The 21,657-nt window shown below is 50.8% G+C and carries 16 protein-coding genes; 5 read left to right on the forward strand and 11 right to left on the reverse strand.

Annotated elements, in window-relative coordinates; all coding sequences use genetic code 11:
- Positions 1 to 23: 23 nt before the first annotated feature.
- The 3 genes from uca to EDI29_RS03515 all read right to left on the reverse strand — a co-directional run bounded on the left by uca (position 24) and on the right by EDI29_RS03515 (position 6,622).
- Positions 24 to 3,638 carry an urea carboxylase gene (uca, locus tag EDI29_RS03505; protein ID WP_137739738.1) on the reverse strand — a complete coding sequence of 1,205 codons (3,615 nt, stop codon included), beginning with the start codon at positions 3,636 to 3,638 and terminating at the stop codon, positions 24 to 26.
- Positions 3,631 to 5,433 (reverse strand): allophanate hydrolase, encoded by a 1,803-nt coding sequence (gene atzF, locus EDI29_RS03510; RefSeq protein ID WP_137739739.1) that lies wholly within the window; start codon positions 5,431 to 5,433, stop codon positions 3,631 to 3,633. The genes uca and atzF overlap by 8 nt, the downstream gene beginning before the upstream one ends.
- A gap of 181 nt (positions 5,434 to 5,614) precedes the next feature.
- The gene (locus EDI29_RS03515; protein ID WP_137739740.1) at positions 5,615 to 6,622 is read right to left on the reverse strand and encodes a Gfo/Idh/MocA family protein; all 1,008 of its coding nucleotides are present in this window, start codon (positions 6,620 to 6,622) and stop codon (positions 5,615 to 5,617) included.
- Positions 6,623 to 6,769: 147 nt separating this feature from the next.
- On the opposite strand from EDI29_RS03515, the gene EDI29_RS22675 reads away from it, so the two are divergent.
- The 4 genes from EDI29_RS22675 to EDI29_RS03530 all read left to right on the forward strand — a co-directional run bounded on the left by EDI29_RS22675 (position 6,770) and on the right by EDI29_RS03530 (position 11,490).
- Positions 6,770 to 6,946 (forward strand): hypothetical protein, encoded by a 177-nt coding sequence (locus EDI29_RS22675; RefSeq protein WP_167494471.1) that lies wholly within the window; start codon positions 6,770 to 6,772, stop codon positions 6,944 to 6,946.
- A 1,035-nt stretch (positions 6,947 to 7,981) separates the two neighbouring features.
- Positions 7,982 to 8,800, forward strand: a complete 819-nt coding sequence (locus tag EDI29_RS03520; RefSeq protein WP_137739741.1) for an oligogalacturonate-specific porin KdgM family protein — start codon at positions 7,982 to 7,984, stop codon at positions 8,798 to 8,800.
- Between the two features lie 131 nt (positions 8,801 to 8,931).
- Positions 8,932 to 9,684 (forward strand): oligogalacturonate-specific porin KdgM family protein, encoded by a 753-nt coding sequence (locus tag EDI29_RS03525; RefSeq protein WP_137739742.1) that lies wholly within the window; start codon positions 8,932 to 8,934, stop codon positions 9,682 to 9,684.
- 99 nt (positions 9,685 to 9,783) lie between these two features.
- On the forward strand, positions 9,784 to 11,490 hold the full coding sequence (locus EDI29_RS03530) for a pectate lyase (RefSeq protein WP_137739743.1): 1,707 nt from the start codon (positions 9,784 to 9,786) through the stop codon (positions 11,488 to 11,490).
- Positions 11,491 to 11,639: 149 nt separating this feature from the next.
- Here EDI29_RS03530 and EDI29_RS03535 read toward each other — a convergent pair whose 3' ends face one another.
- The 6 genes from EDI29_RS03535 to EDI29_RS03555 all read right to left on the reverse strand — a co-directional run bounded on the left by EDI29_RS03535 (position 11,640) and on the right by EDI29_RS03555 (position 15,268).
- On the reverse strand, positions 11,640 to 12,761 hold the full coding sequence (locus EDI29_RS03535) for an ABC transporter substrate-binding protein (RefSeq protein ID WP_137739744.1): 1,122 nt from the start codon (positions 12,759 to 12,761) through the stop codon (positions 11,640 to 11,642).
- Between the two features lie 48 nt (positions 12,762 to 12,809).
- The gene (locus tag EDI29_RS23110; RefSeq protein ID WP_258882340.1) at positions 12,810 to 12,935 is read right to left on the reverse strand and encodes a hypothetical protein; all 126 of its coding nucleotides are present in this window, start codon (positions 12,933 to 12,935) and stop codon (positions 12,810 to 12,812) included.
- A gap of 434 nt (positions 12,936 to 13,369) precedes the next feature.
- The gene (locus EDI29_RS03540) at positions 13,370 to 13,708 is read right to left on the reverse strand and encodes a hypothetical protein (RefSeq protein ID WP_241664882.1); all 339 of its coding nucleotides are present in this window, start codon (positions 13,706 to 13,708) and stop codon (positions 13,370 to 13,372) included.
- Between the two features lie 59 nt (positions 13,709 to 13,767).
- On the reverse strand, positions 13,768 to 14,337 hold the full coding sequence (locus EDI29_RS03545) for a hypothetical protein (protein WP_241664883.1): 570 nt from the start codon (positions 14,335 to 14,337) through the stop codon (positions 13,768 to 13,770).
- A 74-nt stretch (positions 14,338 to 14,411) separates the two neighbouring features.
- Positions 14,412 to 14,792 carry a DUF6896 domain-containing protein gene (locus EDI29_RS03550; protein ID WP_137739746.1) on the reverse strand — a complete coding sequence of 127 codons (381 nt, stop codon included), beginning with the start codon at positions 14,790 to 14,792 and terminating at the stop codon, positions 14,412 to 14,414.
- Between the two features lie 86 nt (positions 14,793 to 14,878).
- Positions 14,879 to 15,268 (reverse strand): contact-dependent growth inhibition system immunity protein, encoded by a 390-nt coding sequence (locus EDI29_RS03555; protein ID WP_137739747.1) that lies wholly within the window; start codon positions 15,266 to 15,268, stop codon positions 14,879 to 14,881.
- Between the two features lie 275 nt (positions 15,269 to 15,543).
- Between EDI29_RS03555 and EDI29_RS03560 the strand changes: the two genes are divergently transcribed.
- The gene (locus EDI29_RS03560) at positions 15,544 to 16,215 is read left to right on the forward strand and encodes a GntR family transcriptional regulator (RefSeq protein ID WP_137739748.1); all 672 of its coding nucleotides are present in this window, start codon (positions 15,544 to 15,546) and stop codon (positions 16,213 to 16,215) included.
- On the opposite strand, the gene EDI29_RS03565 is transcribed toward EDI29_RS03560, so the two are convergent.
- Together EDI29_RS03565 and EDI29_RS03570 are read right to left on the reverse strand one after the other, a co-directional pair.
- Positions 16,212 to 16,634, reverse strand: coding sequence for a type III secretion system chaperone (locus tag EDI29_RS03565; RefSeq protein WP_137739749.1), 423 nt, complete (start codon positions 16,632 to 16,634; stop codon positions 16,212 to 16,214). The two genes, EDI29_RS03560 and EDI29_RS03565, sit on opposite strands and share 4 nt — an antisense overlap.
- 27 nt (positions 16,635 to 16,661) lie before the next feature.
- Entirely contained in the window at positions 16,662 to 21,557 is a 4,896-nt protein-coding gene (locus EDI29_RS03570; protein WP_137739750.1) for an AvrE-family type 3 secretion system effector, read from the reverse strand.
- Between the last annotated feature and the right edge of the window lie 100 nt (positions 21,558 to 21,657).

Genomic DNA, 21,657 nt, shown 5'->3' on the forward strand with positions numbered 1-21,657 from the left:
GTCCCTTTATTGCTACCGGTCTTTTACTCCAGCCACAGCAAAGCATCGCCGGGGCTGACTGGTCGCCCCGGCTGGCAGCCGATGCGCTTCACTCGGCCAGACTGCGGTGCGGTTATCGTCAGTTCCATCTTCATGGCTTCGACGATAATCAGCGGCTGTCCGGCTTCGATGACATCCCCCACATTCACCAGGATTTTCCAGATATTGCCGTTCATATCTGCACTGACCTGAAACGCGTCTTCGTCGTTGTCTACGGCTACTGATGGTGTGTTCTCCAACGGCGAGCTGTCCTCCTCCTGCTGCCACAGCGCCACTTCGGCTTCAAATGCTGAGGCTTGACGCTGGCGAAACGCGGTGATGTCTTCAGCCTGTTCCGTCAGGAAACGTGTGTGCTCAGCGAAATCAAACTCGGTTTCCTCGATGTGGATCGCCGCACGCCCTTCGCGGAAATCCTCGCGCAGCGTCGTCAGTTCGGCTTCGCTAACCGGATAAAACCGCACCTGATCGAAGAAGCGCAGCAGCCACGGTTCATCGGCGATGAACTGATCATTTTTGAGGAACTTGTTCCAGATCGGCAGCGTGCGCCCCACCAGTTGATAGCCGCCCGGCGAATCCATGCCATAGATGCACATGTACATGCCGCCGATACCCACCGTGCCTTCGGCGGTGAAGGTGCGCGCGGGGTTATATTTGGAGCTAAGCAGGCGGTGGCGCGGATCGACCGGCACCGCACAGGGTGCGCCAAGATAAACATCGCCCAGTCCCAGGATCAGATAGCTGGCATCGAAAATGATGTCGCGCACGTCATCACGGCTCGGTAAACCATTAATTCGCTGAATGAAATCGACGTTATTCGGCAGCCAGGGCGCGCTGGCGCGTACGGTTTCGCGGTAGCGTTCAACCGCACCGAGCGTAGCGCCATCTTCAAACGCCATTGGCAAATGGACGATGCGCGACGGCACGGTCATCTGGCTGACATCGCCAAGCTGGCTTTCCAGATGCAACAGCACATCCAGCAGTGCACACTGGCGGAGAATCCGACTGTCATAACGCACCTGTAGCGAGCGCACACCGGGCGACAGTTCCTCTATTCCTGCCGTCTCAGAAGCGCGGATCGCCGCCATCAGCAGATGAATACGCAGCCGCAGCGCCAGATCCAACACGTTCTCGCCGTATTCGATCAGAATGTAGTTATCGCCTGCCTGACGGTAAACGGCGGCTGGCGTGGTCGCCGTGGCCTGCACTGCTGCCAGTACCGTGGCAGAACCGTATGCCGCTGTCGCCAGCGAGGGAACGCCAAATGCAGGCGCGTGGGCTATGCCCAGCGTAGAAACACGGTCAGATTGCGCCTGTTCCAACGCCAGCGCTTCATCCGCGCTGATAGGATGAAAACGGATACGATCGCCCGGTTTCACCTGACCGACTTTCCACAGTTCCGCATTGGCAATCGTGACCGGGCAAACAAATCCACCCAGACTCGGCCCATCTCGCGTGAGGATGACCGGAAAATCGCCGGTGAAATTCACCGCACCAATCGCATATTCACAGTCGTGAACGTTGGAAGGATGGAGACCCGCCTCGCCACCGTTCGCTCGCGTCCAGCTTGGTTTGGGTCCCACCAGACGCACGCCCAATCGGTTCGAGTTGTAGTGCACTTGCCATTCTGCCGCGAAAAATTCGTCGATCGCCGCGTGGGTAAAGAAATCCGGTGCACCATGCGGGCCGTAGAGCACACCAATGCGCCAGTCGTTGCCATAGTGCGGGATCAGCGCGGCATCCACGGGCTGCGGTGGGCTCACCGGAGCGGGGGTGGTGCAGGCGGGCAAATCGGGTTGAGAGATCGCCAGCATATCCGCCACGCGTAGCGTTCTTCCTGCGTGGCCGCCAAATTCTCCGAGTGCGAAAGTCGAGCGACTGCCGAGATACTGCGGCACATCAATACCGTTACGCACCGCCAGATAGGTTCGGCAGCCAGACTGCGCGCGCCCCAGTGTCAGCGTTTGTCCGGCCGTGACCATAACGGGCTGCCAGTATGCCACCGCGACCCCATCCAGCGTCGCCGGGCAATCAGCCCCCGTCAGCGCAATTACCGCTGTACTGTGGAAACGCAGCGTCGGCCCTTGTAGCGTAAATTCCAGCCCTGCCGCAACCTCATCGTTACCGACAATACGGTTCGCCAGCCGGAACGCAAAATCGTCCATCGGACCGGACGGCGGCACGCCGATATCCCAATAACCAAGGCGACCGGGATAATCCTGCACGCTGCTCCAGGTGCCGGGTTGGATCACTTCAATAACCGACGCGGACGGTGTAAAGCTGTCGAGCATCCGCGTCCATACCGTTCCGTTGCGGAACGCATCGGTGGCGATAATTCGGCGCAGATAATCCAGATTGGTGGCAATGCCGTGCAAGCGCGTGGCATTCAATGCCTGCTGCATCTTCTCCAGCGCCAGCTCTCTGGTTTCTGCATGGACGATCAGTTTAGCGATCATCGGATCGTAATACGCCGACACCTCGGTACCGGTGCTCACCCAGCCATCAACTCGCACGTCGCAGGGAAACGCGACTTCGGTCAGCACGCCGGGGCTGGGCTGGAAGTTTTTCAACGGATCTTCCGCATAAATACGCACTTCAATCGCCGCGCCACGCGGGAGCTGTTCGAGCTGCGCCCAATCCAGCGGTTCATCCGCCGCAACGCGCAGCATGCATTCGACCAAATCCAGCCCGGTGACACACTCCGTCACCGGATGTTCAACCTGCAAACGCGTATTCACTTCGAGGAAAAAGAACGCATCACGTTCGGCATCGTAGATAAACTCCACCGTTCCCGCGCTGCGGTAGTTGACCAACTCGCCTAGTTTTACCGCCGAAGCCAACAGCGCCGCGCGTGTAGCGTCCGGCAAATGGGGTGCAGGCGTTTCTTCCACCACTTTCTGGTTGCGCCGCTGCAATGAACAATCACGTTCGCCCAGCGCCACCACGCGGCCTTTGCCATCGCCAAAAATCTGTACTTCGACATGGCGCGCCCGATCGATGCAGCGCTCAATAAACACGCCTGCATCGCTGAAAAATTGCTCGCCCAACCGGCGCACGCTCTCCCACGCTGCCTGTAGCGCAGCGGCATCCGCGCAGCGCGTCAGGCCAATGCCGCCACCTCCGGCAGTACTTTTGAGCATTATCGGATAGCCGATCTCTTCTGCTGCGGCCAGCGCATCCTCCAGCGAGGCCAGCAGCGGCGTTCCCGGCGTCATCGGTACACCAGCGGCGGCAGCCAATTCACGGGCGCGGTGCTTCAGGCCAAATTCACCAATTTGCTGTGCAGTTGGCCCGACAAACGCGATGCCCGCCTTTTCACACGCGGCGGCAAACGGCAAGCTTTCAGATAGAAAACCATAGCCCGGCCAGACCGCCTCAGCCCCCGTCTGTTGCGCGGCCGCAAGCACTTTATCGATACACAGATAGCTATCGCTGGCCTTTTCCCCACCAATCGATACAGCAATATCGGCATCTTTCACATGCTGCGCGTTTTTATCCGCGTCGGAATATATCGCCACGCTAGTAATACCCAAGCGCTTCAACGTGCGTATCGCGCGGCAGGCAATTTCACCGCGGTTAGCGATTAGTACGGTCTTAAACATGAGATGCCTCCTGACGGGCAAGCCAGTTGCACCAGCCGCCGAATTCCGTGATATCCACAGCGTCGCTCAGCGCAGCGGGTTCGCAGATAAAACCTTTCACCTGCCGCCCGTCGCTTAACGTCAGCGTGCCGATGCCCAACGGCGCAGGAATTTCTGCGACAAACTCACCAAAGCGCGCCAGTGGGATGTCCCACAGTTCGACGATAATCGCTGCACCGTCGGTGCTTTTCGCTAAACCGGGCTTGGCTGGTTGCGTATTCGCTAACGCATAAAGACGATAGTTGTCCGCCGTGCGCGTCTCTTCTATTCGTACCGCATCGCGGTTAGTTAACTGATAATTCAGGGGCATGCCTGTTAGATGTGCACCGACAACGGCGAGGCGAACGTGCAATACGGAAGGCGGCAAGACAGTGGAAACGGAAGGCTGCGGTTTTCCCGTTGCGCCCAGCGTAAGCGCCAGATGCACCTGCCAGCGCAGACCAAAACTCGCTAATGCACGGTCATGCCAGGCGGGTGCAATCAGCGTGATACCTGCGGGCAAGCCGTCAGTACGGAAAGGAGCAGGCAGCGCCAGCGCCGAGAGGTCGGCCAGATTGGTAAAGTTGGTATAGATTCCCAACTGGGCGTTGTAGCGCACCGGTTCCTGCTTCATCGCTTCGCGCGTGTGGATGGTCGGCGAGGTCGGCACGACTAACGCATCGAACGACGCCAGCGTCTGCTGAATCTGTCGCGCCAGTTCGGCACGCAGATACTCGGCCTTAAAGGCCTCCACTGCGCTGAAACGCTCGCCGCTCGCCACAATACCGAGCACCACCGAGTCCATGCTTTCTGGCTGACGCAACAGGTCGCCAACGGCTACCGTACGCTCCGCCACCCAAGGGCCTTGGTAAAGCTGTTCTGCTAACTGCGTGAATACACTGAAATCGATAGGATGCAGCGTCGCCCCCGTCACTTCTAATTCAGCCAGCGCGTGCTGCCATGCTGCCTGTGCGGTGGCATCGGCAAAAAAGGTCGGATCGCTGGGGATAGCAAAACGCGGTGCGGCTGGCAACGCGGCAGGTGCGCTCCCCGGATGGCGGCGTGAATACGCATCTGCTGCATCGTATCCGCCAGCCAGCTCAGCGACGGTAAACGCATCTTCGACGGTTAACGCAAACACGGAGATGGTGTCGTTCAGGCGACAGGCCGGCACAACGCCGCTTGCCGATAGCCACCCTTTGGTTGGTTTCAGGCCGACGATATTGTTAAACCCGGCAGGAACCCGTCCCGAACCAGCCGTGTCGGTACCCAACGAAAACGCCACCAGTCCACGCGCTAATACCGAAGCCGAGCCCGAACTGGAACCCCCGCTGATATAGTCCGCATTAAACGTGTTAGGCACTTCACCAAACGGCGAGCGCGTGCCGACCAGACCCGTGGCAAACTGATCGAGGTTGGTTTTACCGATAACGACCGCTCCTGCCGCTTTTAATTTGGCAACGGCGGTTGCATCCTTGTCGGCCAGATAGGTGAATGCCGGACACGCCGCGCTCGTCGGCCAGCCTGCAACATCAATATTGTCTTTGACGGCAAAGGGAACGCCAAACAGCGGCAGCGCGTCTGGGTTTTCACGATATCGCGCTAATAGCGCCGCGATCTGCGCCTCAAGCAGCTCAGGTGTCGCCAGCACGATCCACGCTGGATCGTCCGCCGACAGACTAGCAAGCAGCGAACTTAACGTCTCACCAACGCTATCGGCCTGCTGGTGATAATGCTGTTTCCATTCCTGAAGCGTGAGTCCCGTCATTCTTGGCATAGTGTGAATCCCATCTGGTATACAAGATTGAATTCACTAAAGCGAAAACCATGCCAGCTTTTACCCTGTTGATTTTTATGTAAAAAAATAGGGAGGACTGGTTATCGTGCACAGAAAAGGAACAACCATGCGCCATCATAGAGCACAGTGCTATGGGTTAATGAGAAAAGACAGTGTGCTCTTAGGCGATCTTCTTCGCAGCCTGCTGTGCCAGAATCGACAGCTCTGTTGCCTTGAAGATATGCGACTGCGACATCGCGGTTTCGGTGCGCTCACGGCAGTCATGCAAAAAATCTGGGAAAAAGGGGCGGTTGACGCTGCCTGCGGGGGTAAAACGCTGCTCACCCTTACTATTCACCAGATAAACAATATTGCTTTCATCACGCGTGAGATCGACATATTTCCTGATTTCGATATAGCCTTCCGTTCCCAGTATCGTCAAACGGCCGTCGCCCCAAACGCTCAACCCATCGGGTGTAAACCAGTCACAGCGGAAATAGCCCGTCGCCCCATTGTCGCCCAGCAGCACGGCATCGCCAAAATCCTCAAAATCGGGATGGTGCGGATGGTAATAATTCGCCGTCTGACTGGTCACCACGCGCGCATCGGTGTTGCCGGTAAAATAGAGAAACTGTTCTATCTGGTGGATGCCGATATCACAGAGAATTCCCCCATACTGACGCTTTTGATAAAACCAGTCAGGCCGCGCGCCGCGTTCACGATGTGGGCCAACCCCCATCGTCTGAATCACCCGCCCAATTTCGCCCTGTTGCACCAGTTCACCCGCAAACAGCGCGCTATCGACATTGATGCGTTCATTAAAGTACACAGCAAACTTGCGACCCGTTTTCGCCACCCGACGTTGGACGGCATCCAGCTGTTCCAACGAAGTTAGCGGTGGCTTAGCCGTGAAAAAATCCTTGCCTGCATCCAGAGCGCGCAGCGCGAGTTCGGCTCTATCGCTAGGGATCGCCGCACAGGCGATGAGATCAATCGATGCGTCGCTAATCAACTGTTCTGCCGATGACGCAAAAGGGATGGAGGGGAAAAGCGAGGTGAATTTTTCTCGATTATCCGGGTCAGATTCGAATACACCAGCCAGTTCCGCGCCGGCATCAACCAACTGTCGACACATGTCGTAAATGTGGTTATGTGCTAACCCAATCGCTGCAAACCGAATCTTTTTCATCTTCACCTCTGCCGATCTCGCTTTGTTGAATCACTACAATAGAGTGGAAACCGGACTGGCTAAAGACAAAAGCCACGCAACGCGTTAGAATTTTTCCTGTTTTGTAACATACACACATTTTTTGCAACGCAACCACGAAAAATAGCCATGAAAAGAAAACGCATACTGATTCCCCTCCTCATCCTGATCCTGTTTGTGCTCTATCTGAATCGCGATACGTTGAATCCTTTTGCTCCAGACTGTAAAAACCTACCGGCGAATCAGCCAAAGCCTGAAGAGTGCAAAAAACCAGTGAAAGAAGTCGCTCCGGGTTTTGAAATTTAATCCGTCGAGATTTAAGCGGACGCCTTATATAGGATTACAGTGTTCCGAGCTATCGATCGCCTGAAGATCGACGAGAGGTTTCGGCTCCGCAATCCACAAACTTAATAAACGGATATCCCGCGTCATTCCAACGCGGAAAGGCCTGCAAACGTGCTGACCGCAGCATGACGGAGATAGCTAGAGATGAGTGGCGTGAAAATAAGATGGGTTCCCTAAAAGTTTAGGGATATTTGATGACTATCGGTTACTTATTCATTTAACCATGGCACGTCGATAAAATGATTTCGAGTTCGTGGTGGAAGCAATACAGGAAAAAGGTTAAACATTGTTCAATTACATATCATTATCATCATTAACGTTCAAGAGATACATCCTCCAATCTTACAACAATGTCCGTCATGACACTTATTCCATTCCCTTACAATAACCAGATTAAAAGATTACAAAAAATTTCAAACGGTAACCAAATATGTGATCCACATAAATGAAACAATGTTTCCTTTTCACCATAATGCCATACAACCTAATTATCAAGTCTGCTGATTAATTAGAACAAATAGTAAAAGGTCGGAATTATCGATATTCACTCATCAGCATCAGTCGTTGCCATAGGTGAAATATTCATAATTCAGCCCCTATATAAGGAGTATTCGATGAGCTGATAGAACCTGATTTACCAGGGAGAATGCCCTGTATAGCATTATTAATGGCGTTATCATCATTCCTGGTGATTCTATTTTTACGCCCAAAAAATGACATTAACTGTCTGGTTTTAAAGATAGAGACTACGTTCGCCAATAGTATTATTTATAATACTCTAAATAATTCGAGTTTCAGGCAGGCGGCAAGCGAAGGCGTCCCGATGCGCTTACTCAAGTAAGTGATTCGGGTAACTGACAAATCAGCCAGAGGCAGATTTGAACGCTGCTTGCAGCGGCCCCAACGGGGCGAGGTACACGTCAGTGTCCCGAGTAACGCAGCCAACGCACATGCAACTTGAAGTATGACGAGTATATTCAAAAAGAGAAAGATAGAATGAAAATATACACACGTAACCTACTCATCGTTTGTGCTGGATTCGCTCCTTTCCTCACCCAGGCAGAAACCGACGGCAAAACCACCTTCCAATATGAGCACAACTGGAAGACGGAAGACCGCCGCCACTCAGACTCCATCAAGCTTATTCATAAGAAAACCAACGGCTGGTCATACGAAGTCAAATTCAGTACGTCTGCGGGTGGGAACAGCAACTATGACGTCGCCTATGACGATATGCAAGGCGGCTCAGGCGGCATGGTGATTGGTAAAGACTTCAAGCTAAGCAAGGCTGCAACCTTAACGCCTAGCTTCGAGTTTTCCATCGGGAATGCCTCCATGATGTATCAGCCGGGGTTAAAATATGGTTACCGTATTAACAGCGACTGGTCCACTTATGGCCGCTACCGCTACGAATATAAAAAACCCACTCGCAGCTCGCGTTATTCGACTATTTCCACGTCGGACAAATATGGTCACGCAGGGGAATCTTATTTATCAAAATCTGACACCGGACGCCACCGTCTGGATGCAGGGGTAACCTATTCCGGGTTTGATAATATTAATCTGACTTATGTCTTTAACTACTATATCGGTGATAACACCACCAAATCGTATAAATATAGCAAAGGTGAATTCACAGAAAGAGAATACGCCGTTTATGACAACGGTAAAACGGACTATGAGCATCAGTTCAAAGTTCAATATAAGTTAAACAAACAGCTAACTCCTTACATTGAGTATGATGATATTAGCCAATCCAGCACATCATCAAGCCGTCAGGGGAAAATCAAAGTTGGTTTCAACTACGTTTTCTAAGAAATACAGAATTTTATAAAAGAAATACGCCGTATTTCGTGCCGTGTTGATGATAAAAATGAATTCATGATGAATTTTGTCTATCAGCGCACAGTTTTCATAATTAACGACCAATATTAATGGTGCCTATAATGAAAAAACGCTACCTTGTGGCCGGTATTCTCTTTGCCCAAATTTATGCTATTTCCGCGTCAGCCTCTGATACCAAACTCAGCTATGAACATAGCTGGGGTACGATGAATCGCTATCACGGTGATGAAATCGGCATGCGACATTTTATGGATAATGGCCTCTACGTTGGCGTTGAGTTGAATTTTTATAATAAGAATAAAGATCTGACCATCGATGATGTCGTTTCTAATTCTTATGCTTTTTATACCGGTTATGCCTACAAGTTAACGCCAGAACTAACACTGACGCCTAATCTGGAAGCGCGCTTTTATTCCGGCGGCACCAGCGGTGAAGGCACTGTCGGCAATATCGGCGATAGTCAAACTTCAGGTGCGCGTTACACGCCAGGCTTGAAACTGACCTGGGCTGTGACTGATAAAATGGATCTTCATGCGCAATATCGCTATGACCTTAGAAAAATCACTCGCAGCAAGCGCACCAGCGCGGACGATGACACCCATCGCCAGCGCTATGAAGCGGGTGTTGCCTATAAAGGTTTCGATAATTTCACGTTGGCGTATACCGCTTACTACTATCACGCGGATTACGTGCTGCAAAACAACAAGAAGCATGACTATCAGCAGGATTTTGATGTGTCTTACACCATCAACGACAACTGGACAGCACACATTGGCGTTGAAGATGTCGCCAGCGGGCGCGATGTGAAATCGCGTGAAGGGAAAGGGAAAGTCGGCTTCACCTATACCTTCTAAAGACGGCTTACGGCTACACACTGTTTCTCGGGGGACCTGTTAACCACACAGGTCCTCTTTATTACAGCTATGGATTAACACTCGTTACAGGTAGATAACATGAAAAGATTTACGCTATCGCTCCTTGCGGGTCTGGTCGCTTTACAGGCCAGCGCCGCGACACCAGACCGCCTCACCATCGTCAATCAGTACGTTGACAACGTGTTGACGAAAGCCGGTGACCATTATCACGGCCAATCACCCACGCCACTACTTGCTGATGGTGTCGACCCTCGCACGGGCAAACAAATGGAATGGATCTTCCCTGATGGTCGTCAGGCCGTGTTGTCCAACTTTTCCGCTCAGCAAAACCTGATGCGCGTGCTGGTCGGACTCAGTAATCTAAGCGGTAACCCCAGCTATAAGCAGCGTGCCGAAGCAATTGTGAAGTATCACTTTCAACATTATCAGGATGAGAGCGGCCTGCTGATTTGGGGCGGCCACCGTTTCGTTGATTTAAAAACGCTGCAACCGGAAGGCCCCAGTGAAAAAGAGATGGTGCATGAGTTAAAAAATGCCTATCCCTACTACGATTTGATGTTCAGCGTCGATAAAGAAGCGACCGCACGCTTTATTCGCGGCTTCTGGAATGCGCACGTTTATGACTGGAAGATCATGGAAACCAGTCGCCATGGTAAATACGGGCAAAAAATAGGGGCACTCTGGCAAAGTCCGTTTGAGCAACAACCGCCCTTCTTCGCCACCAAAGGCCTCAGCTTCCTGAATGCGGGGAACGATCTGATCTATTCCGCATCACTGCTGTACAAATACAATAAAGAAGACGGCGCGCTGGTCTGGGCAAAACGTCTGGCTCAGCAATATGTGCTGCCACGGGATAAAGCGACCGGGCTCGGCGTGTATCAGTTTACGCAGGCGCTGAAGCGCGATGAAACTACCGACGATGCCGATACGCATTCCAAATACGGCGATCGCGCCCAGCGTCAGTTTGGTCCAGAGTTCGGCCCCACTGCGCTGGAAGGCAATATGATGCTGAAAGGACGCACCAGTACGATCTATTCTGAAAATGCGCTCATGCAGCTCCAACTGGGTAAAGATTTAGGCGCGGAAGGCAAAGAACTTCTGACGTGGACAACCGATGGCCTGAAAGCCTTTGCCAAATATGCCTATAACGAGTCCGATAACACCTTCCGTCCGATGCTGGCTAACGGTAAAGATCTCTCCAACTATGTTTTGCCGCGTGACGGTTACTACGGTAAAAAAGGCACCGTAATCAAACCTTATCCTGCGGATAATTCATTCCTGCTTTCCTATGCCCGCGCCTATACCGTGTTACCGGACGCCGAGCTGTGGCGTGTCGCACGCGGCATCGCTCGCGCACAGGGGTTAGGTGAGTTAGGTTCAGCACCGGGTAAAGACGTTAACGTGGATCTCGCCACCAAGAACAACGATCCTTACGCCCTGTTCGCGCTGCTGGATCTGTATCAGGCAAGTAAAGTGAAGGACTACCTGTCGCTGGCGGAAAAAGTGGGCGATAACATTATCAGTACGCGTTATAAAAACGGCTTTTTCATGGCTGAGCCCAACAGACAATATGCTGACGTCGACACTATCGAGCCTTACGCTCTGTTAGCGCTGGAAGCCACGGTACGTAATCAACCACAATCCGTTGCTCCGTTCCTGAATGGTGCTGGCTTCACCGAAGGCGGTTACCGCATGGAAGATGGTTCAACACGCGTGTCTACGCGCGATAACGAGATCTTCCTGCTGAATGTCGGCGAAACATTGAAGCCAAACAACAAAAAGTAAGCGTTAACCCTCAATAGGCCAATGGCGGCTTTATTGCCATTAGTCATCTCCTGTCGCCCTATCCAACGATTCATTGACAATGCTGCTCACGTTAAGTGAGCAGCATTAATTAGCGTAATCATTCCAACAATCGGTTCGATCAAGCGCTATCAGTTAACCAAAGGTACTGTCGGGCGTGGACCGAGCCAGCCTGGAGTGGGTTCCCCTTTTACCTCACCGAGGTATAGACTCAGCTGTGCGCGAAAGCGCTCGACCGCACCACGATCGTACATGAAATCAGCAAAAGCCTGCGGACGGGTGTTGCGGTATTCCCAGATTGGTTTGTAGCCCGCTGGGGGGGCGACGTCAGTACGTACCGACCACATCCGTGAAACCTGGGTCTGCGTTTGTGGATCGAGCAGCCAGCTTAGATACAACCTGGCGCTCTCAGGGTGTTTCGCCTGTTTGAGAATGGCCGCACGCTGCGCCCAGGAAACAAAAGGATCGGACTTCGGCAAAACAAAGCGGGTCACGGAATCCGCAGCCGGAACAAGCGCACCGGAACTGGTAAATGTCGCGCTGTATTTTCCCGTCGCAATTTCAACACCGGGCACGTTGGTGCCGCGCACATAGACCGGATCTTGTTCCTGTAATTTTTTAACAAAATCCCAGCCGTATTTATCCACAACCAACTTGTACCAGAACAGCACCGCATCATCGTCATTAGGATAGGCCAGAATCAAATTGCCTCTTAGGCTAGGACGAAGGTAGTCATTGGCTTCGCGCGGCCAGGATTTTTCATCCAGAAGCTGTGTGTTGACCAAATTGCTGAACGCAATGACATAGGCACCGATCCAGGCACCATCTGCATCACGAAACTCTGGGTAAATCTTGTCCCAGCCCCGTGGTTTGTAGTTCAGTAACACGCCTTCTTTTTTCCAGCGCGGAAAATTTTGCACCGTTTGCAATTGCACCACATCAGGAACCAAACCATCGGTCGCCAGTTGGTTATCAATACGGGCATCATGGTATTTGCTGTAATCCACAATCACGTTCAATTTTATCCCGGGAAAACGCGTCTCAAACGCACGTTTGAAACCAGCCTGCTGTGACTGCACATCACCACCGGCATAGACGGTAACCGTACCGCCTTCGCTCAACGCACTCTTATAAATTTGATCCAGCGAGCGCGTCTCCAGTTCGACCGCCGCCTGACTTTGCCCGACGCTGATCCCGGCCATCATAGCCAACATCAACACTGTTTTCTTCAGGTACTTCCCAGTGTATTGCATTGTGATTTCCTTCACTTAATGAATAAAACCCGTGCCAAAAAACGACAACTACCCGCCGTTAAAACGGCAACGGTGTGACCAGCGGATCGCGGGTAGACGACGCGCAGGATTGGTTCGGCGATAGTCGATCGCCAAAAATAAAATCGGAATAGGAAGCGTATAAGCCTTCAGCATTACCTCTCTTATCCAAAGGGTAATACCCATACAAAAAATGTGTAATTTGACAATGAGTTTACAGGATTAAATAAAAACACATGCGAATAAAAAGCGAACAATATAGTTAAAAACATTGAATGCGTAAGATAGACGATTATTTTATTCAGCGCGAATAAAATAGAGGTAGGAAACCAGAAAAAATGGAATGAAATTATTTATCTTTTATAATTATTCACATTGAATTATATAACCTTAAAATCATATCCATGTAATAATATTAGGATTAAAATCACTTGTCTATTTAGACACTGAAATAAAAGGCTGAAAATAATTGTCACTCGATTATTATCATCTCATCTATTTCAGCATCAAGAATAAGCAACGTTTCTTGTGTCGCATTAGCCTGTAAATTAAAATATAAAATAATATTTTTTATTTTTAACGATGGTCATTCATCGCTGAAAAAATACATTTTCTGGCATAGCGTCAAGATAGTCGGGTAGCAGACCGTGGTCATCTAAAAACCGCCGATGCTGCGCAATAATCTCAAAGGCTTGCTGCAACGGATCTTGCATTTGCTCTGCTCCTGCAATCCACTGCTGATTATGCAATAAGAACTCCGCCGTTTTTTTCAATTCCCCTATCGACCACTGATCGACAGGGTCATAAGCTTGCTCAAGCTCGGCAATATACGCGCGAAGCTCAGATAAATAGCGCTGGAACAGATCAGTATCAGCCACCGTGGCGCAGGCCGTTCGAGCAAAAAAATCATTAAATGCCTGCTGAACCAATCCCCTATTCATATCGCTTTCATCCTTAATCCGTCTGGTTTTTCACAATATATTCTATATCAAACGATTATACGCGCGAGATCCGGCACCGAATACACAGCAAAAATCCTGCAAGGTCCCGGCTCACAGCCGTGAAAAACGCCACTTTCCAGATGTTCTTTCGCCTCATCAAAAGAGGTTAACAAGCAATATTCATTAACATCCAACGCCTGCGCCATATGATTACAGGATAAATAAGAACACTCTGGCCATCGCTCATTACACAAAGAAACAATATCAAAACCCTGCAACACCTTTTTCTGCGGTAGCTTCACGTCAGTATCAAAAGACGCTTCCGGCTCAAACATTTTCCATCCAGATATCTTTTCATCATACTGATACTCGTATGCCTCGTAATAAAACATCGTTGTACCGCTCATATCAATCCCTTCTTCTTTTGCCAGAGAATAAATCAACTCCGGTGAATCAAACAACCAGTAGCCATTATGGCGCCAGAACTGGATATACTCACAAAAGGAATCAGAGATACAACAGCTTACCGAATAAATTTCTTTGACTTGTTCTGCCTTTAGCCAGTTTGGCTTTAGTTCTACCCTTTTAGAGAGATATCCAACTGGGATCATATGCATTTACTCTTGATGTTAGTGCGTTGAATTAAAAAACAAATCATATCTAGCCTGCTGAAATACTAAAATTGTTTTTATTAAGATTGTAACTCATATTTATTTTCTGATTTTTTTTGTAAAATTCCAGACGTAACCATTTCATCTAATAAATTTTTTAATTCGTAATCATTACACAATGGAAAATATTGAGGCAAACGCCACATATCAATTAGTTTAGGGTTTTTGATATCACTATTAACATCGACAGTCCTTACCGAGTGGGTGTTTTCTATTAAAAATTTAATACCTTTCCCATGCTTAACAAAACTCCATTTATCACCATTAACCAAAACACTTCCTGTCTTAGGAAAGTCCAACAACAACTCAAAATCTTTTATGTCTGGATACGCAATAAAGAAAGCCTTCATTAATTTATCTTGAAGCGTGATGAAATATAAAATTTCATTTTCAGTTATCATATTAATACCCCCCCCTCGTTTTCGCAACTTCTTGTAAACGTCGGTTACTATGGTTCAACGCAATTCTAAGTCAGAGATTACCTTATTTAAAGTCTGGATAGTTTCTCTATTTTTTCTATATCCATAACCAATTGAGCATCAAGGCTATTTTTATCTAATTGATTTAATAAAGAACTCACTCTCCGAAAACAAGGTAATGCAACTTTTATCTTTTCACTATTTAACGACGCTATAGACGATATCAATTGTCCATCATAATCATCTCCAGCCAGAGGGTTCTTCTTTAAAATAATTTCGGCTTTTGGTAGCACAGCGGCTAAAAAAAGATCTTGCCTTATTGCTCGAGCAACATCACTAACATCTAACTCATCAAGAGAAACATCCAGAATGCCACTAAACCATTCATCTAAAGATGAACGTTTATTTGGCTCATAATTGCTATTACTAATCAGTAATAACTCTCTAAATGTTGTCATATTTCGTGTGCCTTATTGTTAATTTAAGCAAGGTTACCACTGGCAATGCCTACGGCACCAGCGTCGGCGATCGTTACCAGATCGGCTACACCTCATCATACAATACTGCGTATTTGACGACCTTTTCTTGTCGATTATCTCTCCCATCGACGCCGCCCCCATAGCCTCGTTGATGCATCATATTGTATATTAGCGCCTCATCACCGCAGACAGTTGCGGTATCAACCCATATCGCTATCTCATCTCATTACGCAGCACTTCTTTCTGGGGGAACAGTGAATTATCCAATCGGACAGATCAATCACAGCTATCTGGGTTCCAGCGTTTACACCATGCTGCGCGAGGCGTTAATTACCGGTCAGCTCAAACCGGACGATCGCCTGAGAATACGTGAACTTGCTGCCCAGGTTGGCACCAGCGTAACCCCGGTAAGAGATGCGATCCTACAATTAGCGAAAGAGCAGGCACTGGTGCTCAAAACGCCACGCGATATCCGCGTTCCCCAACTGACCGACGATCAATTTAAAGAGATCCGCACGCTACGGTTGGCACTGGAAGGCACGGGGGCCGAGCTAGCTGCGGCGCACATTACCCCAAAGATGCTCAAGCAGATTGAAGAGAATATTCGCCAGAATCGTCTGGCGATTGAAGAGAAAAACTTACGCGAAGCATTACGGTTGAATAGCGAATTTCATCTGTTTCTGGCACAGGCAGCACGAATGCCGTTGTTGACGCAGTTTATTGGCAGTTTATGGATGCGCACCGGCCCGTTGATCGCCCAGGCCTATGCACATTTTTCTGTACAGATGGCGATCGAACATCACGAGGACGTTTTTACTGCGCTACAGCAGCGCGATGCCAGCTCCGCCCGACAGGCCATCCAATCCGATATTCTGGACGGCAGCGAAACGATGCTGGCCTTTATTGCCGTGGATCAGCAGTCTTAAGCAGCCATGAGCCGTGGCAATAGCCCGCGGATCAGCAGCCGGGTTTCTTTTACCTGGCTGATAAACGCGGGCAGCAGCGCGGTAAAACTCGGTTCGTCCAGCGATGCGGCAATGTGCTGAGTGCATAAACGCAGCGCCGAATTCTCATCCAACGCCAGCCAGCACCCCTTCATCGCCGCCATTTCAAAATTGAGCATCAGCATGAGTTGATACACCGATGTCCCCACATCCTTCTGAAACTGCATCACGTCACTGTGTAATAACAGAACGCTACTGCTGGCGGGAACTTCCAAAACTACCGCTTCCTTCCCGTCGGGTTCGCACAATGCGCAAATGCCGTTCTGCAAACCCAATGGCGTGCGGCTGAGCGCCCCATAATGGCGTAATAAGCGAGTAATATGTTGCTGTGTCGGTGTCATCCTGTTCTCCTTTAATCACAAGTCACATTAACTTTTCAGTTGCAGGCCTTCTTGCTGCAACTGCTGCAAGGCATTAGCGGTAGCGGGATTGGCTTTTGCAATCTCGCCGCTCAGTTTGTAGCTTTGCGGTATGGTTTGATCTTGCCCATAGCTGAAGCTCACGCTGCCCAGCAGCTTATTCATACTGACGCCCGCACTGCTTGAGGCGTTGATGATGACTGCCGGGGTATTGAACCCTTCACTCTTCTTCACCGTCTGCGAGACATCGATACTGGCGAGGCGTAAATTATTGCCATTCTTAAACAGCGCAATGACCTCATCCTTACCGTGCGTCTTGTTCTGGATACCCTTTTCTATCTTCTCCCGCACATCGTCTTTCAGCTCCAATGTGACCGTTACCGACGCGCGATCGTTGTCCTGCAAGCGGCTCACGATATCTTTCAGCGCCGGGTTGTCCGCAATCAGTTGATTAATACGATCGGCGTTGCTGGGAGGGAGCGAAGAGAACAAATGGTTACCGATCACCTGAAACAGTCCGTTCTCCGTGAGCTTACTGAGATTGGTGTAGGACGTGGTGTGCTTAACGCTATCCAGCGTTGCGCCATCACGCTGGGCAACATCCTGCCGCACGTTCAATTTTTGCAAACTCATTAACCCCTGGTGCTGAAGGTCGTTTTTGGCCGTTTTATCGGCGAAGTGTTCATTCAAAATAGCTAGTTGATCGTCCGGCTCCGCGATTTTTTTCACACCGTTGATCAATAACTGGCTGGCAGGATCGTTGAATGCGGCGTTCAACGTCTTGGTGAGTGTGTCGATGTCCTTTTTCTCCAGCGGTTCGGCTTTCTTCATGCTCAAACTGATCGACTGGTTAGTCCGTGAATCAACAGAAACATTCACCCCAATGCTGGCAGAGGTGAAAACAGGCACTGAGCCCTCCTCAGTCGTTCGGGAAACGCCCCCGCTGAGGGTCGCGTTTGCCCCCATCGCGGCCTGGCTCATAAAACGTAAACGGTTATCGGATTCGGTGTAAGAGGTGGATTTCTCACTCTGTACAACACTGGATGCGCTGCTGGCGGACAACACATTAGCGTTCGCCGTCAGGCTAGCAGAACCACGTAGTGCGGCGCTGGCTGGCTCCGCCCCCGACACGGTCAAATTGACCCCACCACGTAACTCCAACCCGGCATTACCATCCAGGCTAAAGCTAACCGTTTTACCGGTTTTGACACTGTGCTGTTCTCCTTTGTCTAACAACGCGAGCGGATTGATCGTGCCACTCGACAAGCCGTCAATGAATCCGGGTAACTCCTCTTCGCTGAGGGAAAAATTCAGGGCATTTTGCTGCGCCATTTGCAGGCTGGCGGACACGCCGAATGACGCGCGCATGTCTGGGTTAAAGTTATGCTGGCTATTAATTTTCTGAGCCATATCCGTTGATTTTATTCCCAGCAGGTATGCGCTAACGTCATACCCACCGGAATAAGTCACTTTTCCAGTAATTCCCCCCGTGCGTTCGAAGGCAACATTGATACCGTTTTCACCCCGGGAAAAGCTTAGGTTATAGTTTCTCTCACCACTGACGCCCCCACCCGGCACCGGAGGGAAAGGCAGGGCCGTGCCGCTGATGACGAAAGACATTGCCGCGCCACCGCCATAGCTGCGGTTAAAGGCGATACTCTCGTTACTGTCCAACGACAGAACGGTCGCCTTCATTTTATCGATCATGTCCGTCTGGCTGGCCACCTGCATTACAGTTTTTGAGGTCACGCTGACGGCATTCTCTTCTTTCCTGAACGCCTTCATAAACGTTTTAACCGAATCGTAATCTGCCTCCAGCGATTTGTGATTGGTGAACCCCATATCGGTCAACTTCTTCACCGGGTTGTCGCCATAGTCTCCCTGCCGTAGCGCGTTAAGTTCCTTCATCATCGATGCCACTTCAGCCTCACCCGGTGAAGTGCCGGATAGTGCATCAATACGGTCGGTCAGCTTATGTAAGTCTCCCAGCACCAGGGTATCCAGCACCAGCCGCGTTTTTGCCAACGATAGGGCATCGCTAGTATCCCGTTGCTGCCCAAACGCCTCGCTATTCGGCTTTTGGGCTATCGGCGTTTTGCTGTCTACAAACGCTTTGATCAGCGTAGTGGCCGTACTCGTTTTCGATGATGGGTGACTCTCCATCGCCGCCAGCAGCACCGGAGCCAGATCTTTTTCTCTCCCATGTAGACTGGCCGGTTTACCTTCCGTGTTCATCACGCCGTTATCGTTCACCATGCCCTGCTGCCTGCCGATAAGCTGCGCCGCCTTGCTTGAGCTGCTTTCCAATTCAGTGTGGAACTGCTTTAACAGGCTCACCAGCGGTTTCCCGTTATCGCCCAGATCCAGCTTGTCTATCTTCTCTGCCAGATCCCTCGCGCTTCCCTGCGGCTGGCCTGTTGTGGTATCCAGCTTTTTCAGTAATTCGGTCTGCATGTCGTAAACGGGTTTCAACCCTTCACGCCCGCTGATCTGGTGCTGTACATGGTCGGCGAGGGCTTTGAGAGGACGTGGCACTTCCAGAGAGAAAGAGATAATGTGGGCTCTCACCAAATCGGACAGCTTGCTTTTAATCTGCTGCGATTCTTCACCCGTTTTCCCAAGTATCTGAAAACTGGCGTTAACTGACACACCGGTCAGTGGTATTTTTGCCCCTTTGGTAGCGACATTCAGTGCACCAAACACGGTTTCCGCCGCACGGGCATCAGGGGGAAGTGGATCTTCTCCCTTCGGCACCGTCGTTTTCCACTTGCTCCCGTGTTGGGTGTGGAGTTCATGATCGTCATACGCAATCTGCAAATGATGCTGCGCATCCGTACCCAGCGAATTCACTTTGCCCTCTGCTGGCGTCTTCACCCGCTGCCATTGTGCTTCATCATGGTTCGCAGCATTTTGCCAGTCGTCTTTCGGTAGCTGAAAGAGTTGCCCCTCTTTGTTCAGCGCGAATAACGTCTGCTGGAGATCCAGCGTGATATCCTGTATCTCACCGGACACCCCATTTTTAGGCAGTGCCAGCGGCGGCGCGGCGGGCTGATCCGTTCCTGGCTTGGTCTGGTGAAAATGCAGATCGCCCTGTTTATCGACGGCAATAAATTTATTGCGGTTGACCACCGCCATCGCTGATACACCGTCGTCTTTGGCAATCCCAGGAAGCGCCGTGCCCGCTGACGGCGTCATACGCACCTGCGACAAGGCAAAAACGGTGTTGTCACCGTGCGTAAATGACGCCGATTTCTGATTGATGGACAGTGGTGTGATTTCGCCGTCTTTCAGCGTGTAAGCCTGATTGTCCAGCCCGCGCTTTAATTGGCTGGCTTCAACGCTGGATGCTTCCCAGTTTTTAGTATTGCCGTTGTAAAAATGGACTTTGCCGTCCTGTAGCCCTATTTGCCCCAGTCGTCCCAGTGCTAAGGTGTCTTTCGCTGCGGGTGCCTCCGTCGTCAAACCCAGTTTATTATCCACCACCAGGCTGTCGCTCAGATTCCATCCCGACGTTGGCGACAGACCATTTTGCCCCAGAGGCGCGACATGTTTTTGTCCCTGACGATCGGTGGCGAGTACCTGCGTCTGCCCGTGTTCATCATGGGCAAATCCGGTAATAAGGTGGTCAACCCCCAACGCCGCATTGAGTCCAGAGGTGCTGACTGGCGTTAAGGTGGCGTGTTGTTCTCCCACCTCAGGCAACGGTGCGTGATAAAGCTTGCCATCATTATCGGCAACCAGCAGATGTTCAGCGGTTAATCCCACCGTTTTCGCATACACCGGTTCACCATTTTCCAGTTTGAGATCCACCGGCTGCGGCACCGCATCCAGCGCGATCATCAGATGCAATTGTGTCAGATGATCCTGCTCGGTCAGCACGACCGATTTCCCGTTCTGGTTGGCGGAGAACGCCGTGATTTTATCGCTGAAGGCTGATGACGCCATCCCCGACGACAAGTTACTCAACGTATGATCATCTTTGACCGCATACAGTTGACCATCCCCTTGCCGCGATAATTGGCTATGGGGGACGTCGCTGTTTTTCTGCCAGACGCCAAACTCGGTATCCAACGAAAACAGCTTGCCGTCATGCAGACGCCATTGCTCGCCCGCGCCTGAAGCCGAGTCGGGCTGTCGATGGATACCGGTCAATAGCTCGTGATTCATCCGGCCAGATAGCGGCACAGTCGTGGACTCACCCGATTTTGTATGCAGGGAGATATGTTGTGACGTGGATTCCAACTGTACGTTATCCACGACCGATTTACCCGATGGCATCGCACTGCGACCACTGCTGTGGAGTGCAATATGCTGATTGTCATCGCTTTGAATCACGAACAGTCGCCCTGACTTGTCGATTAACGCATGCTGTTGTTCGCCTGCCCGCACATCTTGATTTTCATGATGGGCAACGAACGGTTGGCTGTGTTTCCCTATGGTCTGTTGCAACAGCGTCGTCAACGCTTCCGGTAAACCTTTGCCAAACTGAAGCTTACCGTGACTATCCAGCGTGATATCGGATTTAGCCGCGAGCGTCTGGTTACCGCTGCCGTTTATTTTTCTATCAGCATCTGTGGTGGAAGCAAAATGCGGCAAGTGCTGGATAGACCCACCTGACGCCAGCGAATCAGGCTGCGCGCGCAGTAAGCTCTGATTCATGCCTTCCGATGAAAATAGCTCGCGCAAAGTCGTTGAGCGCGAATCCTGGTTTTTCACCTGACTGCGGCTTCCTTGCTCCAATTCAGGCGGTTTGTTTTTATCATGCAAACCTTGCTGAATCAGGGATTGCGCCCCCTTCTGGCTCGCACTAGTGCTACTGCCCTGCGATAGCGATGTTTTAGCTAGCGTGGCGGGTGCAATCTCCGAAATGGACAGACTGGGCGTGGCATGCTGGATTTTCTGCATAACAAGTTCCAAGAGTGATGGAGTGAACGTGCCTGTTAAGTGGTCATTTTCCCCTTCAGGTTCCCCATCATCTTTCTCTTACCCGATCGGGAACCACATC

It is taken from the genome of Pectobacterium polonicum (assembly GCF_005497185.1).
In the GTDB taxonomy this organism is placed as follows: Bacteria; Pseudomonadota; Gammaproteobacteria; order Enterobacterales; family Enterobacteriaceae; genus Pectobacterium; species Pectobacterium polonicum.